The sequence below is a fragment of the Halomonas sp. ATBC28 genome, from assembly GCF_005937175.1.
Classification (GTDB): Bacteria; Pseudomonadota; Gammaproteobacteria; order Pseudomonadales; family Halomonadaceae; genus Vreelandella; species Vreelandella titanicae.
On record NZ_VCQL01000001.1, the window covers coordinates 431,717 to 450,820 of the forward strand.

15 protein-coding genes and 1 rRNA gene are annotated in these 19,104 nt (G+C 54.2%); 9 read left to right on the forward strand and 7 right to left on the reverse strand.

Translation table 11 applies throughout. From position 1 onward, the window contains the following. Positions 1–90 precede the first annotated feature (90 nt). Positions 91–1,206, forward strand: a complete 1,116-nt coding sequence (gene thiO / locus E0L35_RS01900; protein ID WP_138799444.1) for a glycine oxidase ThiO — start codon at positions 91–93, stop codon at positions 1,204–1,206. Here the strand turns inward: thiO and E0L35_RS01905 are convergent. Next, positions 1,203–1,475, reverse strand: coding sequence for a PP0621 family protein (locus tag E0L35_RS01905; RefSeq protein ID WP_022522015.1), 273 nt, complete (start codon positions 1,473–1,475; stop codon positions 1,203–1,205). The genes thiO and E0L35_RS01905 overlap by 4 nt on opposite strands. Positions 1,476–1,618: 143 nt before the next feature. On the opposite strand from E0L35_RS01905, the gene E0L35_RS01910 reads away from it, so the two are divergent. Next, positions 1,619–3,253 carry an NAD+ synthase gene (locus tag E0L35_RS01910; protein WP_138799445.1) on the forward strand — a complete coding sequence of 545 codons (1,635 nt, stop codon included), beginning with the start codon at positions 1,619–1,621 and terminating at the stop codon, positions 3,251–3,253. A gap of 27 nt (positions 3,254–3,280) precedes the next feature. Here the strand turns inward: E0L35_RS01910 and E0L35_RS26535 are convergent, their stop codons facing one another. The 5 genes from E0L35_RS26535 to E0L35_RS01925 all read right to left on the reverse strand — a co-directional run bounded on the left by E0L35_RS26535 (position 3,281) and on the right by E0L35_RS01925 (position 8,288). Continuing rightward, positions 3,281–4,204, reverse strand: coding sequence for an EAL domain-containing protein (locus E0L35_RS26535; RefSeq protein WP_249362068.1), 924 nt, complete (start codon positions 4,202–4,204; stop codon positions 3,281–3,283). A gap of 72 nt (positions 4,205–4,276) precedes the next feature. Continuing rightward, complete coding sequence (locus tag E0L35_RS26540) at positions 4,277–5,032, reverse strand: GGDEF domain-containing protein (RefSeq protein ID WP_249362069.1); 756 nt, start codon at positions 5,030–5,032, stop codon at positions 4,277–4,279. A 59-nt stretch (positions 5,033–5,091) separates the two neighbouring features. Continuing rightward, entirely contained in the window at positions 5,092–5,436 is a 345-nt protein-coding gene (locus E0L35_RS26545) for a hypothetical protein (RefSeq protein ID WP_249362070.1), read from the reverse strand. A gap of 89 nt (positions 5,437–5,525) precedes the next feature. Continuing rightward, a complete protein-coding gene (locus tag E0L35_RS01920) occupies positions 5,526–7,235 on the reverse strand; it encodes a methyl-accepting chemotaxis protein (protein ID WP_027956889.1) in 1,710 nt (569 codons plus the stop codon). A 237-nt stretch (positions 7,236–7,472) separates the two neighbouring features. Continuing rightward, positions 7,473–8,288, reverse strand: a complete 816-nt coding sequence (locus E0L35_RS01925; RefSeq protein WP_022522020.1) for an outer membrane protein assembly factor BamD — start codon at positions 8,286–8,288, stop codon at positions 7,473–7,475. A 200-nt stretch (positions 8,289–8,488) separates the two neighbouring features. Between E0L35_RS01925 and rluD the strand changes: the two genes are divergently transcribed. The 3 genes from rluD to clpB all read left to right on the forward strand — a co-directional run bounded on the left by rluD (position 8,489) and on the right by clpB (position 12,964). After that, entirely contained in the window at positions 8,489–9,448 is a 960-nt protein-coding gene (rluD, locus tag E0L35_RS01930; RefSeq protein WP_138799446.1) for a 23S rRNA pseudouridine(1911/1915/1917) synthase RluD, read from the forward strand. Beyond that, entirely contained in the window at positions 9,445–10,200 is a 756-nt protein-coding gene (gene pgeF, locus E0L35_RS01935; RefSeq protein ID WP_009287557.1) for a peptidoglycan editing factor PgeF, read from the forward strand. Before rluD ends, pgeF begins: the two co-directional genes overlap by 4 nt. A gap of 166 nt (positions 10,201–10,366) precedes the next feature. Continuing rightward, complete coding sequence (clpB, locus tag E0L35_RS01940; RefSeq protein WP_138799447.1) at positions 10,367–12,964, forward strand: ATP-dependent chaperone ClpB; 2,598 nt, start codon at positions 10,367–10,369, stop codon at positions 12,962–12,964. Between the two features lie 90 nt (positions 12,965–13,054). Here the strand turns inward: clpB and E0L35_RS01945 are convergent, their stop codons facing one another. Further along, positions 13,055–14,434 (reverse strand): sugar porter family MFS transporter, encoded by a 1,380-nt coding sequence (locus E0L35_RS01945; RefSeq protein ID WP_022522022.1) that lies wholly within the window; start codon positions 14,432–14,434, stop codon positions 13,055–13,057. 719 nt (positions 14,435–15,153) lie between these two features. Here E0L35_RS01945 and E0L35_RS01950 point away from each other — a divergent pair. From E0L35_RS01950 to E0L35_RS01965, 4 genes are all read left to right on the forward strand, one after another. Next, positions 15,154–16,878: an acetolactate synthase 3 large subunit gene (locus E0L35_RS01950; protein ID WP_027956886.1), complete on the forward strand. Its 1,725-nt coding sequence runs from the start codon at positions 15,154–15,156 to the stop codon at positions 16,876–16,878. Then, on the forward strand, positions 16,878–17,369 hold the full coding sequence (ilvN, locus tag E0L35_RS01955) for an acetolactate synthase small subunit (protein ID WP_009287561.1): 492 nt from the start codon (positions 16,878–16,880) through the stop codon (positions 17,367–17,369). The genes E0L35_RS01950 and ilvN overlap by 1 nt, the downstream gene beginning before the upstream one ends. Positions 17,370–17,585: 216 nt before the next feature. Further along, complete coding sequence (pssA, locus tag E0L35_RS01960) at positions 17,586–18,491, forward strand: CDP-diacylglycerol--serine O-phosphatidyltransferase (protein ID WP_138799448.1); 906 nt, start codon at positions 17,586–17,588, stop codon at positions 18,489–18,491. 496 nt (positions 18,492–18,987) lie between these two features. Beyond that, positions 18,988–19,104: ribosomal RNA gene (locus E0L35_RS01965) — 16S ribosomal RNA — on the forward strand; the annotation flags it as partial.

Below are 19,104 nucleotides of genomic sequence, written 5' to 3' on the forward strand. Positions count from 1 at the left end.
TCTCCTTTACCAGTAGCGAACATATCGTCGTTAATAGGTCATTCTAGGCGGCGCTACGCTTTTTTTATGTAAGCCAAAACGGACAATTTTGTGAGCGATTTCTTAATTATTGGCGGCGGCGTGATCGGTATGATGACAGCGCTGCAGTTAGCCGATGCCGGTCACCAGGTCACACTGGTTGATTGTGGTGAGTGCGGTAAAGAGGCATCCTGGGCGGGCGGTGGTATCGTTTCGCCGCTCTATCCCTGGCGCTACGATGCCGCGGTATCGCAACTTTCCCGCTGGTCGGAAGGCGTTTACCCTTCTTTAGCCCTGCGCTTATTGGAAGAGACCGGTATTGACCCCGAATATCGTCAAAAAGGGCTGCTCTACCTAAATGTGGACGATGCCGACCAAGCGCTGCAATGGGCACGCCAGTTGGGGAAACCGCTAGAGCGGGTAGGGGCAGACTTTGTTCACGCTAAAGAACCTGGTGTGGCAATGGCTGATGATAGCGCGCTATGGATGCCGACGCTGGGCAGTGTGCGCAATCCACGTTTAGCCAAGGCGTTGAAGGCGCGGTTAGCTGCGATGCCCCAGGTAACGCTGAAAGAGCAGTGCGAGGTCAGTGGTTTTATTCAACAGGGTGGCAAAGTAGAGGGCATCGTTGAAGGTGTGGTGACGTCTCAGGGGCCGATAACGGCTGAACGAATTATTGTTTGCGGCGGCGCTTGGGCTGCGCAGCTCTTGTCGCAGTTGAATGTGCAGTTGCCGGTAAGACCCGTTAAAGGTCAGATGATCGCTTACCAAACACCCAAAGGGTTGGTGCAGCGCGTGGTGTTAAAAGATGGACGCTATATTATTCCGCGTGCAGATGGCTTGCTATTGGTCGGTTCTACGCTGGAAGAGGTGGGTTTTGACAAGCGCACCGATGAGGCGGCATTGGCGTCGCTAAAACAGAGTGCTGAAGCTATTCTGCCCGCTTTGGCAACGTACCCGGTAGCGCACCAGTGGGCCGGCCTGCGGCCTGGATCCCCAACGGGCATTCCCTTTATCGGTGCGCTGCCTGAATGGAGTAACGTCTTCGTCAATGCCGGGCACTATCGCAACGGCTTGGTGCTGGCGCCTGCCTCGACCCATTTACTGGTGGATCAACTGCTGGGGCGCGAGCCACTAATTGACCCCGCGCCTTACCAACTTACGCCAGAACGGCTAATACAGGCTTAAGGTGTGCCGTCTTTATCCTGCTGCTCCTGCAGGTAGCGGTCGCGATGGGCGCTGGAGCAGAACCATTGCTCCTGGTCACGCAGTGCTTCGTCTTCAGGAACGTGGACCTCACACCAGCGGCAGCGCACCATTTTGCCACCCTCGTGGCGGTTGACTTTTTTATGCTGCGCTTCATGCTCAAGCTTACGTTGCCGGTATATGCCGTATAGCTTTAAACCGGCATAGAATATAACGGCGAAGATAATCAGCCGAATGATCAAGAGGTTCATCCTTTTGTGTCTCCCAAAGTGGGAATCTAGGCACAAGGCGTTAGGATAGACCCGCAGCCTTTGCCAGTTGGCGGCCCTTGCGGGACAATACGACTATGTTGGTGTAACCCTATTTTAAAGATTCTCAAGAGATTTTGACGCCCATGCAAGACTTAACGCTGGTAATGGCCCAACTCGATCCTCTGGTCGGGGATATTCCCGGCAATGCCGCACGCGCGATTGAAGCAGTGCGCGAAGCGCGGATTGAGCATGGGGCGGATATTGTTGTCTTTCCAGAGCTTTTTTTGTCAGGCTACCCACCGGAAGACCTGCTGCTGCGCCCCTCAATGGAAACCCGCCTGCGTGAAGCTCGCGCGCTAATGGCATCGAAGGTCGCTAGTGATGTGTTGGTGATCATTGGCTATCCCGGCGTGCGGGAAGGCCGCTGTTACAACTTGGCGGGCCTACTTTACAACGGCCAGTGGGAAGCTGAGTACGCCAAGCAGGCGCTGCCTAACTACCAAGTGTTCGATGAGCAGCGCTATTTCACGCCCGGCACTGAAACGCTGGTGTATGAGCATAAAGGCGCCAAACTGGGCATCGTGATCTGCGAAGACCTATGGGATGGCGCGCCGGTTAAGGCCGCTGCACAAGCGGGTGCTGAGGTACTGGTTTCCTTGCACGCCTCTCCCTATCACCAGGACAAGCCCGCGGAACGGCTGCGCCTGTTGGAGAAACACGCTCAGGATACGCAGCTTCCAATTGTGTATGTAAACACCATCGGTGGCCAAGATGAACTGGTCTTTGATGGCGGCTCTTGCTGCGTTAACGCCAGCGGTGAGCTGCAGGTGCTGGCACCGTATTGGCAGGCGGGCCTGATGCCGGTTCAGTTTTTGCAAACCAGCGCGACGGTCTGGGAACCCCAAGCCGGAGAGATTGACCCCGAGGTAGAACCGGAAGAGAGCCTTTACTGTGCGTTAGTTACCGGGCTGCGCGATTACGTCAACAAGAGTGGTTTTGAGGGCGTGGTGTTGGGGCTTTCCGGCGGTATCGACTCAGCGCTTTCGCTGGCGATTGCGGTTGACGCACTGGGCCCTCAACGGGTGCAGGCGGTGATGATGCCGTACCACTACACCGCGGATATCTCCAAGCAGGATGCCGCAGAACAGGCCAAAATGCTCGACGTCCACTATGAGATCATGCCGATCGAGCCCATGGTAGAAGCCTTTATGGGCACGCTGGCAGAGAGCTTCGCGGGAACTGAGCGAGATACCACCGAAGAGAACCTACAGTCCCGCTGTCGCGGCGTACTGCTGATGGCGATCTCCAATAAAAAAGGCTTGATGGTACTGACGACTGGTAACAAGAGCGAAATGGCGGTGGGCTACGCCACGCTGTATGGCGATATGGTGGGCGGTTTTAATGCCATCAAAGACGTGTATAAAACCTGGGTGTATCGCTTGGCTCGCTGGCGCAATACGCAATCACCTGCGATCCCCGAGCGGGTCATTGAGCGCCCACCCAGTGCGGAGCTGGCGCCGGATCAGCAGGATAGCGACTCTTTACCCGATTACGACGTGCTCGACGCTATCCTATTAAGCTATATCGAAGGCGACATGAGCGCTGAAGCGATCATCGCTGGTGGCTTTGACGCTGAAGACGTCTATAAAGTGGTGAAGCTGGTTGACCGCTGCGAGTATAAGCGCCGCCAGGCGCCCATTGGTGTCCGGGTGACGCCTCGGGGCTTTGGTCGCGACCGCCGCTATCCGATCGTCAATGGTTGGCAGCCCGGTGAGTAAGCCTTTATGACGGGGACTACCTCCGTATTAGGCGATCATTGGTGGTGCAGCCAAACTGCGCTGTATCATCTCTGCAGCGGATACCGTCTTGCAAAAATAATATCCTTGGAAGGCATGACACTGGTGTTCGTTTAGGTGGCGCCAGTGTTCTTGGTTTTCGACACCTTCGGCGATAACCTGCAACCCGAGCGAACGCCCCATGGCAATAATGGTTTGTACGATGGCCTTATCGTCCGTGTCTTTATGCAGGTTGCGCACAAACGATTGATCGATTTTGATTTGATCTAAAGGGAGCCGTTTGAGGTACTGCAGCGACGAGTAGCCAGTGCCGAAATCGTCCAAGGAAAAGCTAACTCCCAGCGCTTTCAGCTGGTGCATGCGGGCAATGATGTCATCTATTTCGCCAATCATAGTACTTTCTGTCAGCTCCAGCTTTAGCCGGTGGGCCGGAGCGCCGCTTTTGGTTAGCACGCCGCAAACGGTGTCCACGAAGTCGGGCTGTTGAAACTGTTTGGCGCTGACGTTGACTGCTAATGTTAGATGCTGCGTGTTTTCGTCATTTGCCCAGATGACTAACTGTTCACAGGCTGTTTCGAGTACCCAGTTGCCAATCGGCATGATTAGACCCGTTTCCTCAGCTAGGGGGATAAAAGTACCCGGCGAGACAAACCCATGACGCGGGTGTTGCCAGCGGATCAATGCTTCTGCGCCAATCGCCCGCCCAAGGCTGTCTACCTGCATTTGATAGACGAGTATAAATTCATCTCGCTCAATAGCCAGCCGCATATCATGCTCTAACTCAATGCGGGCTTCTAAATCGGCTTGTACCTTTGGGTCGTAAAAACGAATGTTATTGGGGCCTGATTTTTGGGCTAAGTGAACGGCAGCGTTGGTATATTGAAACAAGTTGTCGACCGTGTGCTGTGGCCCGTTAAACAATGCAATACCCATGCTCAAACTAAGAAAATGTTCTTGCCCTTCTAGCTGGAAAGGCTGATTGAGTTTGTGCTGTATCTGTTCGGCCTATGCCTCGGCTTTTTCGGCCGCTTTTAGGTGTTCTCCAGCCAGGCCGTCTAATATGACCATGAACTCATCGCCGCCAAGGCGGCCAATGGTGGCGCCTTCGACTTGTAGGTCGGTAAGGCGCTGGGCAATAAGCTTGAGGAGGTTATCGCCCACGCGATGGCCGCTGCTATCGTTGATGCGCTTGAAGTTATCCATCCCCAGATACACTAGCGCGCCAAATGTGCTGGCCTGTTGGTTGGTATCCAACGAATGCTGTAGATGCTCTTTCATCAAGCGCCAGTTAGGTAGTTTAGTTAGCGTATCGTAATAGGCGAGCCGGTGAATCTTTTGCTCGGCTTCACGGCGCTGCTGCTCGGAATCCTTGAGCGCGATCAATGCGGTGGCAATCCGCTTCAAGGGGCCGCTATGCTGCTGTCTCATCTGCTCAATAGCGTGGAAGTCCGGCAACGGCTGTCGGCGCTTAGAAAGCGATAAAATAGCGTCTCCCACTACCATCAACCGTTTATTGATGCGCCAGGAAGCAAAAAATGCTGCGCTGATAAGCACACCCATCATGGCAATGCCCAGCCAGATGGTGGTGCTATGAGAGCGTGTAAGTGCATCAAATGAAAGGTCATGACGCTCCTTGGCACGCAGGGTTAAGGCTTCGAATATTTGCTGGGAGAATAGCGTAAAGGTGTTGAAGTGGTTTTGCGCTTCTTTGAGGAAGAGGGCGGGGTCGCCCAGTTCTCGTGCTGCTGACTCATTGGCCATACTGACAAAACGCTGATATTGCCGGAACGCACTTTGAAGGGCGGCGGTACTGTCCTGGCTTAAGTCGATAAGCAGGGGGAGGTCGCCAGGGTGTCCACGCTTTGGCCGATCTGGTTAAGCTCTTGCGCAATCTGACTGTAGGCCGTATAGCATTGCGAAGTACTTAGCTTTGTTACTTCAGTGTCGATCAATAAAGCAGTGATACGTTGGTGTAAGTCGCTAAGCTGGCGATCAAAGGTCGCCATTTGAACCAAAGTGTCTAAATCATTGGTCTGTAAAAGGTTGCTTTGCTGCGACTGTTCTTCCAGCACCTTCATGGCGATTGTCACCATCAGCAGGGCAGGTAGTACCACCATTAAAATAGGTAACAAAAAAACCATTAAAAGGCTTTGGGTGGATTTCATTACAACCTCGGGCAAGGCAATAAAGAACGGCTCCTAACCCTTAGGAGCCATTTCTCTCTACACTATAAACGGCCAAAATCGTTATTAGTTTAGAAGTTTTCCCACTTAGGTTCGCTTGGCTGAGGTTTCGCAGCCGCGAGTGTAGGTTTGTTAGTGCCTGGAATGCGTGCTGGTGCAGGTGCCAATGCAGTGTGCTGCGGCTGTGCATTTTGAAGGGTCTTCGGCAGCTTGAAGACTTCCATGGCATGCAGTAGAGAGTGAGCATTCTGACGTAGGTTATTGGCGGAGGTGGCGCTCTCTTGTACGAGTGCGGCGTTCTGCTGAGTGACTTGATCCATCTCGGTCACCGCCCGGCCCACTTCTTGTACACCGGTACTCTGCTCAGCACTGGCGTAACTAATCTCCTTCATGATACTGGTTACCCGCTCGATAGCCGCGACAATCTCTTCAGTCGATTTACTGGCTTCTTCAGCGCGCTCATTGCCGTGGTTTACCCGCTCAAGGTTGCTGGAAATCAGAGCGTTAATTTCGCGTGCCGCATCGGCACTGCGCTGGGCGAGCCTGCGTACCTCTTCCGCGACTACTGCGAACCCCCGGCCGTGCTCGCCTGCACGGGCGGCTTCGACCGAGGCGTTAAGCGCCAGAATGTTGGTTTGGAAAGCAATTGCATCGATAGTGGAGATGATACCGGCAATTTCCTGTGAGCTTTTGTTGAGATCATTCATGGTAGCAACGACCTGACTAACCGCTTCACCACCTTGCTTGGCTGTACTGGACGCGCTGGTAGCCTGTTGGCTGGCCTGCTCGGAATTATCAGCATTCAGTTTTACCGTGCTGTTGAGTTGCTCCATTGCCGAGGCCGTTTCCGCTAGTGCACTTGCCTGCTGCTCGGTGCGTGAAGAGAGGTCGTTATTGCCTTCAGCAATTTGCTCGCTGTTGCTGGCCACCGCCTCCGCTGAGGCGCGCACCTGGGTCACAATGGTTTGTAGCTGATGCGCCATCGCGACCTGTGACGCCATGATGCTGCGGGTGTCGCCCTTCTTAAGCTGCCCATGACTGGTTAGCTCGCCGCGGCCAATCGCTTCCGCAAACGCTTTGACTTCGTGGGGCTCTGCGCCCAGTTCACGCAGTAGCTGGCGGGATAAAAACACTGCAATCAAGCCGCCAACCAGTAAAGCGAACAGTGTTAGCCCCAGCATCTGCATCTGGAAGCCGGAGGCGGTATCGCGGGCTGTTGCCGTGGTGGTGTCGTTCAGTGCTTGCTGAAGCTCGATAAACTGATTAATGCGATTAAGCCACTCGGCGTAAGCAGGCCCCGCTTCTTCGAGTAACAGTGTCTGTGCATCGGCAAATTGATCCTTTTGGCGAAACTCCATGACTTGCTGGGTGAGTGACAGGGTTGTGGCGGCTTGGGCGTCAATGCTGTCTAGAATGTTTCGCTCTTCTTGACCGCTGGGGTACTCGCTAGACACTTGATGTTCGCCTTCGGATGCCGTCACGTAGTCACTGCTTAGGCGCTCCATTTCACTGCGTAAAGCATCTAACCGAGTATCGTCTTGGGTGAGTACCACATCGCGCAGAGCAATGGCTCTATCATGCACGCTGCCGCGCATATCTACTGCAAACCCAAGCTTGGTACCGTTAACATCATTAATGGTCGTTAAGTCGCGATCAATTTGATTGACTTGGTAAATACCTACGGCTGTTAGCAAAACCAACAGCCCGAGTAAGGCAGAAAAACCGAGCGTTAAACGCGTGCTTATTTTGGTGTTGCTGGAACCGGCGTTAAGAAGTGGCATTGATTGCTCCCTTAGGCGCCGTTAAGACGCTTTATCATGTAAGACGAGCTAATTATGCCCTGTTGTACAATATTTGTATAGAAAATAGTGTTATCTGTATAATATTGCCATCCTGTTTTTATTTTCCCCTTTAAAGTTATTCGCTTACTGTTCTTTTTGAATAAAAAAAACCACGCCGAGGCGTGGTTTGGTAGGTAAGTGTTGTACAGCTTTTAGCGATTGAAAGCTCGCAATGGTTTAATCATTTTGACCTAAATGCTTGGGAACAAAGCGGCTGCCCTGCAATTGCTCATGATCAGGCGCGTTCTCGCGCAGTACTGCGAGGACTTCATTGGCGCGGTCATCCATGTCTAGGCCTTGATAGCCTTCCACCATGGTGGCTAGGGCATCCCGGGTAGCGTTCGACTCTGGGTAGTTTTCGATTACCCAGCGGCCGCGTTCAACCGCTGCTAGATAAGCGCCGCGGCGCAGGTAGTAATCGGCAACGTGCAGTTCATGGCGGGCCATCAACTCACGTAAGTAGACGATACGCTGCTGGGCATCAGCAGCGTATTCACTCTGCGGATAACGCTGAATCAGCTCGCGGAAGTCATTGTAGGCATCACGGGAAGCGCCCAAATCACGCTTGGAAATATCAATCAGGCGTAGGCGCTCCAGGCTGAAGCGGCCTGCTTGCCAGGCGGAAAGACCACGCAGGTAGTACGCGTAATCCACCTGGGGATGGTCAGGATGAAGGCGAATAAAGCGGCTAGCAGCTGCCCGGGCTTCTTCCCAATCGCTGTTTTCATAGTAGGCATAGATCAGCTCGAGCTGTGCTTGCTCAGCATGGACACCAAACGGGTAGCGGGTATCGAGTGCTTCTAAACGCTCTATCGCAATCGGGTAGCGGTTGCTGTCGAGGGCTGTGCGGGCCAGCTCATAGAGCTCACGCTCCTGAACCCCAGCAAATTCATCGTCCTCTTCTTCACTTGTATCGTTACTCGCACAGCCCGCTAGAAGGGCAAGGCTTAGGGCTAGAGCACCAAAGCGGTTGGCAGCTGAAATAACGCGCATCATCATCCTCGTTGCAAACAAGCCTCGATCACCAAAAAGCGACGATGGCCATAAGTAGAAATGGTAGAATAGGTCGCAGTCCGCCCACTATAAAACACCTCGGCTCAAAACGCAGGCTTAGCGACGTTTCGTCGGGTGTCGTCACAGCTTATTTTTCCATGTCAGGGCTGGGGGTTTTTGCGTCTAAAAAGAGGTTTTTCATGTCTCGAACAGTTGAAGACACGCAGCGCGTGCCCGCTACGTTGGCCGGTGCGCGATTAGACCAAGCGGCGGCTGAGTTGTTCAGCGATTACTCCCGCGAACGCTTAAAAGCGTGGATTAACGCTGGTGAGTTGACGGTGGACGGCGCGCAAGCCAAGCCGAAAGCCAAGCTGCATGGCCATGAAGTGTTGGCGCTTCAGGCCACCATCGAAGACGATACGCGCTTTGAAGCCCAGGACATGGCGCTGGATATCGTTTACGAAGACGACACGGTGATGGTCATCAACAAAGCTGCCGGTATGGTGGTGCATCCTGCCGCAGGCAACCCGGATGGCACACTATTGAATGCACTACTGCATCACCAGCCGTCGCTTGCCGAAGTGCCCCGGGCTGGCATTGTTCACCGTTTGGATAAAGATACGACCGGTTTGATGATGGTAGCGAAAACGCTGCCCGCCCAAACGGCTCTGGTTGAACAGTTGCAGGCGCGCAGTGTGTCGCGTCAGTACGATGCTGTGGTGATTGGTAAGCCGGTGTCGGGTAGTACCATTGACGCACCCATTGGTCGTCACCCTAAAGACCGTAAACGCCAGGCCGTGACGGCTTCGGGTAAACCTGCCATTACCCATTTTCGCGTGGTTGAGCGCTTCCGTGCTCACACTCATGTGCGCTGTAAGTTGGAAACGGGACGTACCCACCAAATTCGCGTGCACATGGCCCATGCTCGCTATCCGTTAATTGGTGACCCCATGTATGGTGGTCGTGCCAAATTACCACCGGGGGCTGCTGAGCCGCTGAAAGAGATCCTGCGTGAGTTCCCTCGTCAGGCCCTTCACGCGCGTAAGTTGATTTTCAAACATCCGGTAAGCGGCGAAACATTAACGTTTCAGGCAGACCTCCCTGATGATTTGTTAATGTTGTTGGATTACCTGCGCGAAGATAATGAGACTATGCGATGAGCGATGCCATTAATTTACGGCCAACGCTTTTAGTGCCCGACTGGCCAGCGCCGACCAACGTGCGTGCCTTTGTGACGACCCGTGAATCGGGGCCTAGCCAGGGTGATTTTGCTGCTTTCAATACCGCCTCCCATGTCGGCGATAATGCTGACCATGTGGCGTTGTGTCGTCGTTTGCTGCAAAAGGAAATTGGCGATGAGCGGCCTCTGTTGTGGCTGAACCAGACCCACGGCGCCCGTGTGCAGCAGTGTTATCAGCCCGAGGCTGCCGACGCGGATGCAGCTCTTGCGACCTCCAATGAGTACGCATGCGTCGTACTGACGGCAGACTGCCTGCCGGTGATGTTCTGCAATCGAGCGGGTACCCAGGTGGCGGTTGCTCATGCCGGTTGGCGCGGTTTGGCGGGCGGTGTGCTGGAAGCAACCATTGCCGCGATGAACACTGACCCAGACGATATTCTGGTGTGGTTAGGGCCTGCTATCTCCAACGCTCAATTTGAGGTTGGCCCGGAAGTTTACGGCGCCTTTGTTGCCGTTCACCCGGATACCGCTGACGCCTTTGACCATAGCCCTTACCGGTTGGGGCATTATATGGCCGACTTATACCGGCTGGCGCGCTTTCGGTTAGAGGCACTGGGCGTCAATCACATAAGCGGCGGCCACTTCTGTACCGCCTGCGAGTCGCGCTTCTACTCCTTCCGTCGTGATGGTGGCAAAACCGGGCGAATGGCAAGCGTGATCTGGATCAATTAATGTGAATTAAAGCTTCCATAAGTCAGCGGTTTACACTGCCACCTCTTGAAAAGCATGGAACTGACGCCATTTAACTTGTCAAGCTAATAGTGATTTAGCACGTCTAATGACACGTTATCGGGTCACGCGGTGCGTCCAAACGCACGGCTACCCCAGGAGGAATTCCATGCGTTTTGATAAATTTACCGCCAAGCTTCAAAGTGCGATTGCCGAAGCGCAGTCGCTGGCCGTTGGCCGCGGTCATAATCAGCTAGACCCAGCGCACTTGCTGCTGGCCCTGCTTGACACCAAAGACACCGGTATTAAAGCCCTGATTGAAAAAGCCGAGGGCAATCCTTCGCGTCTGCGCGATGGGTTGGTGCAGCAGTTGGATAACCTACCCAAGGTGGGGCAGTTCGACGGCGAAGTGCAGCCATCGCGGGACTTCATCAAGCTTTTTAACTTAACCGATCGCGAAGCGCAGAAGCGCGGTGATCAGTTTATCGCCAGTGAACTCGTTCTATTGGCAGCGCTGGAAATGAATTCAGCGATTACCAAGCTGCTTAAAGACGCGGGGATTAACCGTAAATCTCTTGAAGCCGCTATTAACAGCCTGCGTGGCGGTGCTACCGTCGACGATGCCAACGCCGAAGATCAGCGCGAAGCGCTCAATAAATACACCATGGATCTTACCCAGCGCGCGCTGGACGGCAAGCTCGACCCGGTGATCGGCCGCGACGACGAAATTCGCCGTACGATTCAAGTGCTGCAGCGGCGTACCAAGAACAACCCGGTGTTAATCGGTGAGCCGGGGGTGGGTAAAACCGCCATTGTCGAGGGGTTGGCCCAGCGCATCGTTAACGGCGAAGTGCCGGAAGGCTTAAAAGAGAAGCGCGTGCTCTCGCTGGATATGGGCTCGCTATTGGCGGGTGCCAAATTCCGTGGCGAGTTTGAAGAGCGCTTGAAAGCGGTACTTAAGGAGCTTTCCCAGGAAGAAGGCCGGGTGATCCTGTTTATTGACGAGCTGCACACCATGGTCGGCGCAGGCAAAGCCGAAGGTGCGATGGACGCGGGCAATATGCTCAAGCCCGCCTTGGCCCGCGGCGAGCTGCACTGCGTGGGTGCGACCACCCTTGATGAGTACCGCAAGTACATTGAGAAAGACGCCGCCTTGGAGCGCCGCTTCCAGAAAGTGCTGGTTGATGAGCCTTCTGAAGAGGACACCGTGGCGATCCTGCGCGGCTTGAAAGAGCGCTACGAAGTGCACCACGGCGTGGATATTACCGACTCGGCGATTATTGCCGCAGCCAAGCTCTCGACCCGCTATATCACTGATCGTCAGTTGCCCGATAAGGCCATTGACCTGATCGACGAAGCCGCCTCGCGGATTCGTATGGAGCTGGACTCCAAGCCAGAGGCGATGGATCGCCTTGATCGCCGCCTGATCCAGCTCAAAATGGAGCGTGAGGCGCTTAAGAAAGAGACCGACGAGGCTACCAAAAAACGCCTGGAGGCACTCAATACCCAGATTCACGAGTTAGAGCGCGAATACGCTGATCTTGATGAAATCTGGAAAGCCGAGAAAGCCAGTATTCAAGGGGCTGCTCAGTTTAAAGCTGAGCTTGAGCAGGCACGCATTGACCTTGAACAGGCCCGTCGTCAGGGCGACTTAGGTCGGATGTCGGAAATTCAGTACGGCAAGATTCCAGAGCTAGAGAAGAAGATTGCCGAAAGCGGGGAAGGCGAGGCGGATACCTCAAGCCATCAGCTGCTGCGCTCTAATGTCACCGAAGAGGAGATCGCCGAGGTGGTTTCCCGTTGGACGGGCATTCCGGTCTCCAAAATGCTGGAAGGCGAGCGCGATAAGCTCCTGCGTATGGAAGAGGCGTTGCACCAGCGTGTGATTGGCCAGGATGAGGCCGTCGAGGCGGTGGCCAATGCGGTACGCCGCTCCAGGGCCGGGCTTTCTGACCCTAATCGCCCCAACGGTTCGTTTCTGTTCCTCGGCCCCACCGGGGTGGGTAAAACCGAACTGTGTAAGTCGCTGGCCAACTTCCTGTTCGATACCGAAGAGGCGATGGTGCGTATCGATATGTCGGAGTTTATGGAGAAGCACTCCGTGGCCCGCTTGATCGGTGCGCCTCCTGGCTACGTCGGCTACGAAGAGGGTGGTTACCTGACCGAAGCCGTGCGCCGCAAGCCTTATTCGGTGCTGCTGCTGGATGAGGTGGAGAAAGCCCACCCGGATGTCTTCAACATCCTGCTGCAGGTATTGGAAGATGGCCGCTTAACCGACGGCCAGGGCCGCACGGTAGATTTCCGCAACACCGTGATCGTGATGACCTCGAACATGGGCTCTGACATTATCCAGCGCATGGGTGGTGACGTCAGTGCTGATAAAGACAGCGACTATGAGTCGATGAAAAACATGGTCATGGAGGTGGTGGGTAACCACTTCCGGCCTGAGCTCATCAACCGCATCGATGAAGTGGTAGTGTTCCACGCCCTGGGCCAAGAGCAGATTCAAGCCATTGCCGGTATTCAGCTTGAGCGCTTGAAAGTGCGCCTTGCCGAGCACGACCTGAAGCTTGAGGTCAGCCCAGAGGCCATGGCGCAACTGGCGGTGGTGGGCTTCGACCCTGTGTACGGGGCGCGGCCACTCAAGCGGGCTATACAGAGCCGTATCGAGAACCCGCTGGCGCAAGACCTGCTGGGTGGCAAATTTGCCCCTGGTGATACCATCCATATCAGCGCAGAAGAAGGTAAGTTGGTGTTTAGCTCATAATTGAGCTGTCACTTCGGGTAATTGAGTAGGTAAAAAGCCTCGCTAGCTTTGCTGGCGAGGCTTTTTTTGGCTTCTCTTAGTGGGAGGTTATCAGACGTTAACTCGGGCGCCTGATAGATGAACCCTGCGTAGTTTGACGTCGTTACCTACCAAGTGTTTTTGCAGCTCTTCAAGAGAAACATTACGTGTTTCCGGCATCAGGATCAGCACGAATACTAATTGCAGCAACATCATGATGGCGAAGAAGGCGAACACCGGGCCACCACTAAAAGTGCCCAGTACCCAAGGCATGACCAGGGTAATCAAAGCTGCGAAGACCCAGTGGATTGAGCTGCCAAAGGATTGACCGCGAGCACGCACATGGTTGGGGAACACCTCTGCAATGAAGACCCAGATCACCGCCCCCTGACTGATAGCATGGGCAGCAATAAACAGGGCCAGTAGCAGCGGCACCTCGATACCGCCCAGGGAATCGGTAAAGAAGGCACGTGAGATCAGAACTAATGACAACAGGTACCCTGCGGAACCGATGAACAGGAGTGTGCGCCGTCCGAACCGGTCGATCAGCGACATCCCGATCATGGTGAAGACCAGATTGACTAAACCAATGCCCGCGGTGGACAGCAGTGCCGCTTGGCTGCCGAGCTGAGCGGCCTCAAGCACGCGTGGCGCGTAGTAGATGATGAAGTTGATGCCCGATAACTGATTGAAGAAGGCGATCAGAAAGGCAAGTAGGATCGGCAGCCGATAGCGGCGAGAGAAGAAGCGTGCATTAGCGGAGCGCTCCTCGTTCTCGGCGGCTCGCATGGTGGCAATTTCCGCATCAACATCCACGTCTGGGTCGATCATCCGCAGCACGCGACTTGCTTCTTTGACGTCATTGCGCTTGAGGATGAGCCAGCGTGGGCTACGCGGAACACGGGTAATCATCAGAGTATAAATCAGAGCCGGAATGGCCTCGATGCCGAGCATCCAGCGCCAGGCGATATCCCCCTCTATCATACTGCCGATGACATAGTTGGAAACGAACGCCATGAGGATACCGAAGACGATATTGAACTGGTACATGGCCACCAGCACACCCCGATGTCGAGGTGGGGCAATCTCGGAAATATAAATCGGGGCGGCGACTGAAGAGACGCCCACACCAATGCCACCGATGAGGCGGAAGAGGGCGAAGACCCAGGGGTCGGTGGCCACAGCGGATCCTATCGCCGATACCAAGTACAGAACACCAATCAACAGCAGAGTCATGCGTCGACCAAGGTGGTCGGTAGGCCAGTTACCGAAGATGGCGCCAAGTACAGTGCCCCATAAAGCCATCGACATGATCAACAGACCATGCTGCAGATCACTGAGGCCCCAGAGTGCTTGAATGGGCTTGTCGGCCCCAGAAATTACTGCCGTATCAAAGCCGAACAGGAAGCCGGCTAGTGCCACGGTAACGGACCATTGCACAATGCGTGACATGAGCTTTTCCTCGCGCTACTTGTTGCTGTAGTAGGTCAGTTGGCTGACCCTTCGTTGTTTGATGAATCGATTCACCTAATAAGTGCTAACCGTCTCCAAATAGGCTGAATTTAGAAAGCCTATGAGAAGCAAGGAAATGCTGGCGATGTTTCCTCGGAGTTGCACTTCCAGGTAATGCTGTGAGTATCAGAAATAAACTTTAGATGAATCGTGTCACCTAAAATATTACACAGCCGCACAGACGATATGCGAATTTCTCGGCTTAGACATTGGTCTCGTGCGTCGAGAATCGTATTTGGATTACCGCAACTCTGAGCCGAAAAGGGGCTCATGGGCGCATTCAGCGAGTAATGGCGGTTGACAGGGTGGGGCTGCTAATGGAATCTTGTCAGTTCCTGATTTGCGGGCGCGGATCCAACGGGCAACCCCTAATTCCCGCGCGAAGGGTAGGCGAGAGCCTCTACCCGCCGAAGGACTTCCGGGCTTGGGCTAACCGCCCAACCTGGCCAACGCCCCGACACGGCGAACTGCCGTGTAAGGGAGCGGGTGATTTATGTCGACATAAGGCACCCTCTCCCGACAAGAGTGCAGGCCCTAACCGGGCCATCTGCCAGGGTTTGGCATCAGGTGCCGGCAAGGGCCGGCAGCGGCATACCGCCGCACTCGACACCGCAGGATGTCCTGCGGATCGCACTCGAGACCTCCAGGGGAGAAATACAGTGGAACTGCTTTCCGGCGCAGATATGATCGCCCGCTTCTTGCAAGATGAGGGCATCGAATACATTTATGGTTACCCCGGCGGTGCAGCGCTGCATATTTACGATGCACTCTTCCGCCAGGACAAAGTGAAGCACATTCTGGTGCGTCACGAACAAGCGGCTACTCACGCCGCCGATGGCTATGCCCGTGCATCAGGCAAGCCCGGCTGCGTACTGGTTACCTCAGGCCCCGGTGCCACCAACGCCGTCACCGGCATCGCCACCGCCTACATGGACTCCATTCCCATGGTAGTGCTGTGTGGCCAGGTGGCAAGTCATCTGATCGGTGAAGACGCCTTCCAGGAAACCGATATCGTCGGCGTGACGCGGCCCATCGTGAAGCACAGCTTCTCGATTCGTCACCCGTCTGAAATCCCGGAAGTGCTCAAAAAGGCGTTTTATTTAGCCGCTACAGGGCGTCCGGGCCCGGTGGTGGTCGATATCCCAAAAGATATGACGGCTCCCACTGAGCGTTATGAGTACATCTATCCGAAAAAGGTCAAGATGCGCTCGTACAACCCCGTCACGCGTGGCCACACAGGGCAGATCAAAAAAGCCGTTGAGATGATACTCAAAGCCAAGCGCCCGGTGTTCTATACCGGTGGCGGCGTGGTCACGGGCAAAGCCAGCGAAGGCTTGACTGATCTGGTCAAGCAGTTGGGCTACCCGATTACCACCACGCTGATGGGCATTGGCGCGTATCCTCAAAGTGACCGGCAATGTTTGGGTTGGCTGGGCATGCATGGTTCTTATGAGTCGAACATGGCCATGCACCACGCCGATCTGATCATTGCCATTGGGGCGCGCTTTGACGACCGCGTGACCAACAGCACATCGAAGTTCTGTCCCACAGCAAAGATCATTCACGTCGACGTTGATCCGAGCTCGATCTCTAAAACGGTACGTGCCGATGTACCGATCGTGGGCCCGGCCTCCAGCGTTATCAATGAGATGATCAGTTTGGTGCAGGGGCATAAAATTGCCCATCCTGAAGCACTGACTGAGTGGTGGGAAAAGATTGATGGCTGGCGTGCCGACCGTGAAGGCAAGCTTTATGAGCCTTCCAAGGTGGGTGAAGCGCTTAAGCCACAGGAAGTTATTGAAGCGCTTTGTCGGGTAACCCGAGGCGAAGCCTACGTGACTACCGATGTCGGTCAGCACCAGATGTTCGCAGCGCAGTACTACAAGTTTGATAAACCCAACCGACTGATCACCTCAGGTGGTTTGGGCACCATGGGCTTTGGTTTCCCCGCCGCCATGGGTATCAAGCAGAACTACCCGGATGATGACGTAGTGTGCGTCACCGGTGAAGGTAGCTTCCAGATGATGATGCAGGAGCTCTCCACCTGTAAGCAGTACGGGGTGGGCGTTAAGATCGTCAACCTTAACAATGCGTCGTTGGGTATGGTACGTCAGTGGCAGGACTTGAACTATAAGTCACGCCACGCGCACTCCTATATGGAGTCGCTGCCGGACTTCCATATGCTGATTGAGGCGTATGGGTTTACCGCCATTACCGTCAATACGCTTGATGAATTGGAGCCTGCACTGGAGCGTGCCTTTGCTGATAAGCACGAGCTGGTCTTTCTTGACGTGAAGGTCGACCCTTTTGAGCACGTCTATCCGATGCAGGTGCCGTTAGGTGCCATGCGCGACATGCTGCTGTCTAAAACGGAGCGTACCTGATGCGTCATATCATCTCGATTCTGTTAGAAAACGAACCGGGTGCGCTGTCACGTGTAGTCGGGCTGTTCTCCCAGCGTAACTTCAACATCGAAACGCTTAACGTGGCGCCTACGGAAGACCCGTCGCTCTCGCGCTTAACGGTCACTACCATAGGCGATGACCGGGTGATCGAGCAGATCACCAAGCACCTCAATAAGCTGATCGATGTGGTTAAGCTGGTGGATCTCACCGAAGGCAACCATATCGAGCGCGAGCTGATGTTGGTTAAAGTGAAAGCGCTAGGCGCGGCGCGTGATGAAGTGAAGCGCACGGTGGATATCTTCCGCGCGCAGATCGTCGACGTAACGCCAAGCCTGTATACCGTGCAGATCACCGGTGATGCGGGCAAGCTTGATGCTTTCCTTCAGGCCATGGCGCCGGTGGGTATTCTTGAGGTCGCCCGTACTGGGGTCTCGGGTATTGCCCGGGGCGATAAGGTGTTGTCGCTTTAAGCACGAAAGTACTTAGCCTTTATAGTCAGCACTTAAATGTAAACATAAGCGTCGCTTCTTTCCCGGAGCGGCGCTTTTTAGTTATTAACCTGTTAGCGCTCGTTGATGCAGGCCACGCAGGGCATCAATGCAGCAATTGGCTGGCTGAGTGGCACTCACCGTGTAGAATGAAAGCGACTACGGTTCCCGTGACTTCTCTTTTAATGGATGAAAACTATGACACAGGACGCTCGCGACCAAGAGCACTCAAACTCTGATCAGTCAAACCCAGGCCAGCCAGGCTCGGCTCCGTCTGATAAAGCTGAGCAGCCAGACAGTGCTCATCAGTCAGAAGTGGGCGACAATGAAGATTTGGCGGCTGCCTTTTTGCGTGAAACCGAAGTAGTCGAAGAGGCCGTAGAGGACGGTAAAAAGATTCGCCGTCGAGGCATCTATTTGCTGCCCAACCTATTTACCACTTCGGCGCTTTTTGCCGGTTTTTTTGCAGTAGTGGCGGGCATTAATGGTGAGTTTACCTCGGCTGCCGTTGCGATCTTTATTGCCATGGTACTGGACGGTCTGGATGGCCGTGTCGCCCGTATGACCAATACGCAAAGCGAATTCGGCGCTGAGTACGACAGCTTGGCTGACATGGTCTCCTTTGGTATGGCGCCCGCCTTAGTTGCCTTTACCTGGATTCTTCAGGACATCGGTAAGACGGGGTGGGTAGTGGCCTTTCTCTATGTTGCCTGCGCGGCGCTTCGCCTTGCGCGCTTTAACGTACAAATTGGTAGTGTTGATAAAAAGTGGTTTATCGGTTTGCCGAGCCCTTCTGCAGCCGCGCTAGTGGCGGCCAGTGTATGGACGTTCCATAGCTTTGATGCTGATGCCTTTGGTTTCAAACTATTGATGTTAGTAGTAGTAGCTGCGGCGGGTGTGTTGATGGTGAGTAATATCCGTTACTACAGCTTCAAGGATCTCGATTTTAAAAAGCCGGTACCTTTTGTTGTGCTGCTAGCCATAGTGCTGGCGTTTGTGTTGATCTCGGTCGAGCCTTCAGTGATGCTGTTATTGCTGTTTGGTACCTACGTGGCTTCAGGCCCTGTATTAGCCGTTATGCGTAAGGCTAAAACGAGTAGATAGTACTTTTCTCCACTTTTTTGACAGTTATTTCAAAACAGCCCTTGCCAACCCGTCAGCGAATCCGTAAAGTACGCATCCGCTGCCGGGGACGCCAAGCGTTACCAGCGGTGAATGAAGTGTAAAAGCTTCGGTTTGTCAAAGAGTTAGCGGTTTTGGATGTGGTCAGGTTTGCATCGAAAACAACGCCCTTGACAAACACCAGGAAATGCGTAGAATGCTCCTTCCTCGCTGAGGCAAGCCAAGTCAACGGCAGCCCGGTTGCTTTCACAGCAACCTAACAGCGAAACAGCTCTTTAACAATTTGATCAGGTAATTCATGTGGGCGCTTGCTGATGTTGGTGACAAATCACCGAATATCAAGGCAAGCGACTCAAGCAATAAGGTTTTAAAGGATTCGTCCTTTGGGATCTGTTTTGAATGAATTCGTTTGAACCTTGAGCCAAGTTTGATCCGCTTTTGTTGCCCTCGGGTGACATGTAAGGATCACATAGATCTTAAACTGAAGAGTTTGATCATGGCTCAGATTGAACGCTGGCGGCAGGCCTAACACATGCAAGTCGAGCGGTAACAGGGGTAGCTTGCTACCCGCTGACGAGCGGCGGACGGGTGAGTA

Coding starts and splice junctions, on each gene's coding strand:
- E0L35_RS01905 (WP_022522015.1), bottom strand. CDS start 1,475: ATGAACCTCTTGATCATTCGGCTGATTATCTTCGCCGTTATATTCTAT.
- E0L35_RS01910 (WP_138799445.1), top strand. CDS start 1,619: ATGCAAGACTTAACGCTGGTAATGGCCCAACTCGATCCTCTGGTCGGG.
- E0L35_RS26535 (WP_249362068.1), bottom strand. CDS start 4,204: ATGGGTATTGCATTGTTTAACGGGCCACAGCACACGGTCGACAACTTG.
- E0L35_RS26540 (WP_249362069.1), bottom strand. CDS start 5,032: ATGGCCAATGAGTCAGCAGCACGAGAACTGGGCGACCCCGCCCTCTTC.
- E0L35_RS26545 (WP_249362070.1), bottom strand. CDS start 5,436: ATGAAATCCACCCAAAGCCTTTTAATGGTTTTTTTGTTACCTATTTTA.
- E0L35_RS01920 (WP_027956889.1), bottom strand. CDS start 7,235: ATGCCACTTCTTAACGCCGGTTCCAGCAACACCAAAATAAGCACGCGT.
- E0L35_RS01925 (WP_022522020.1), bottom strand. CDS start 8,288: ATGCGCGTTATTTCAGCTGCCAACCGCTTTGGTGCTCTAGCCCTAAGC.
- rluD (WP_138799446.1), top strand. CDS start 8,489: ATGTCTCGAACAGTTGAAGACACGCAGCGCGTGCCCGCTACGTTGGCC.
- pgeF (WP_009287557.1), top strand. CDS start 9,445: ATGAGCGATGCCATTAATTTACGGCCAACGCTTTTAGTGCCCGACTGG.
- clpB (WP_138799447.1), top strand. CDS start 10,367: ATGCGTTTTGATAAATTTACCGCCAAGCTTCAAAGTGCGATTGCCGAA.
- E0L35_RS01945 (WP_022522022.1), bottom strand. CDS start 14,434: ATGTCACGCATTGTGCAATGGTCCGTTACCGTGGCACTAGCCGGCTTC.
- ilvN (WP_009287561.1), top strand. CDS start 16,878: ATGCGTCATATCATCTCGATTCTGTTAGAAAACGAACCGGGTGCGCTG.
- pssA (WP_138799448.1), top strand. CDS start 17,586: ATGACACAGGACGCTCGCGACCAAGAGCACTCAAACTCTGATCAGTCA.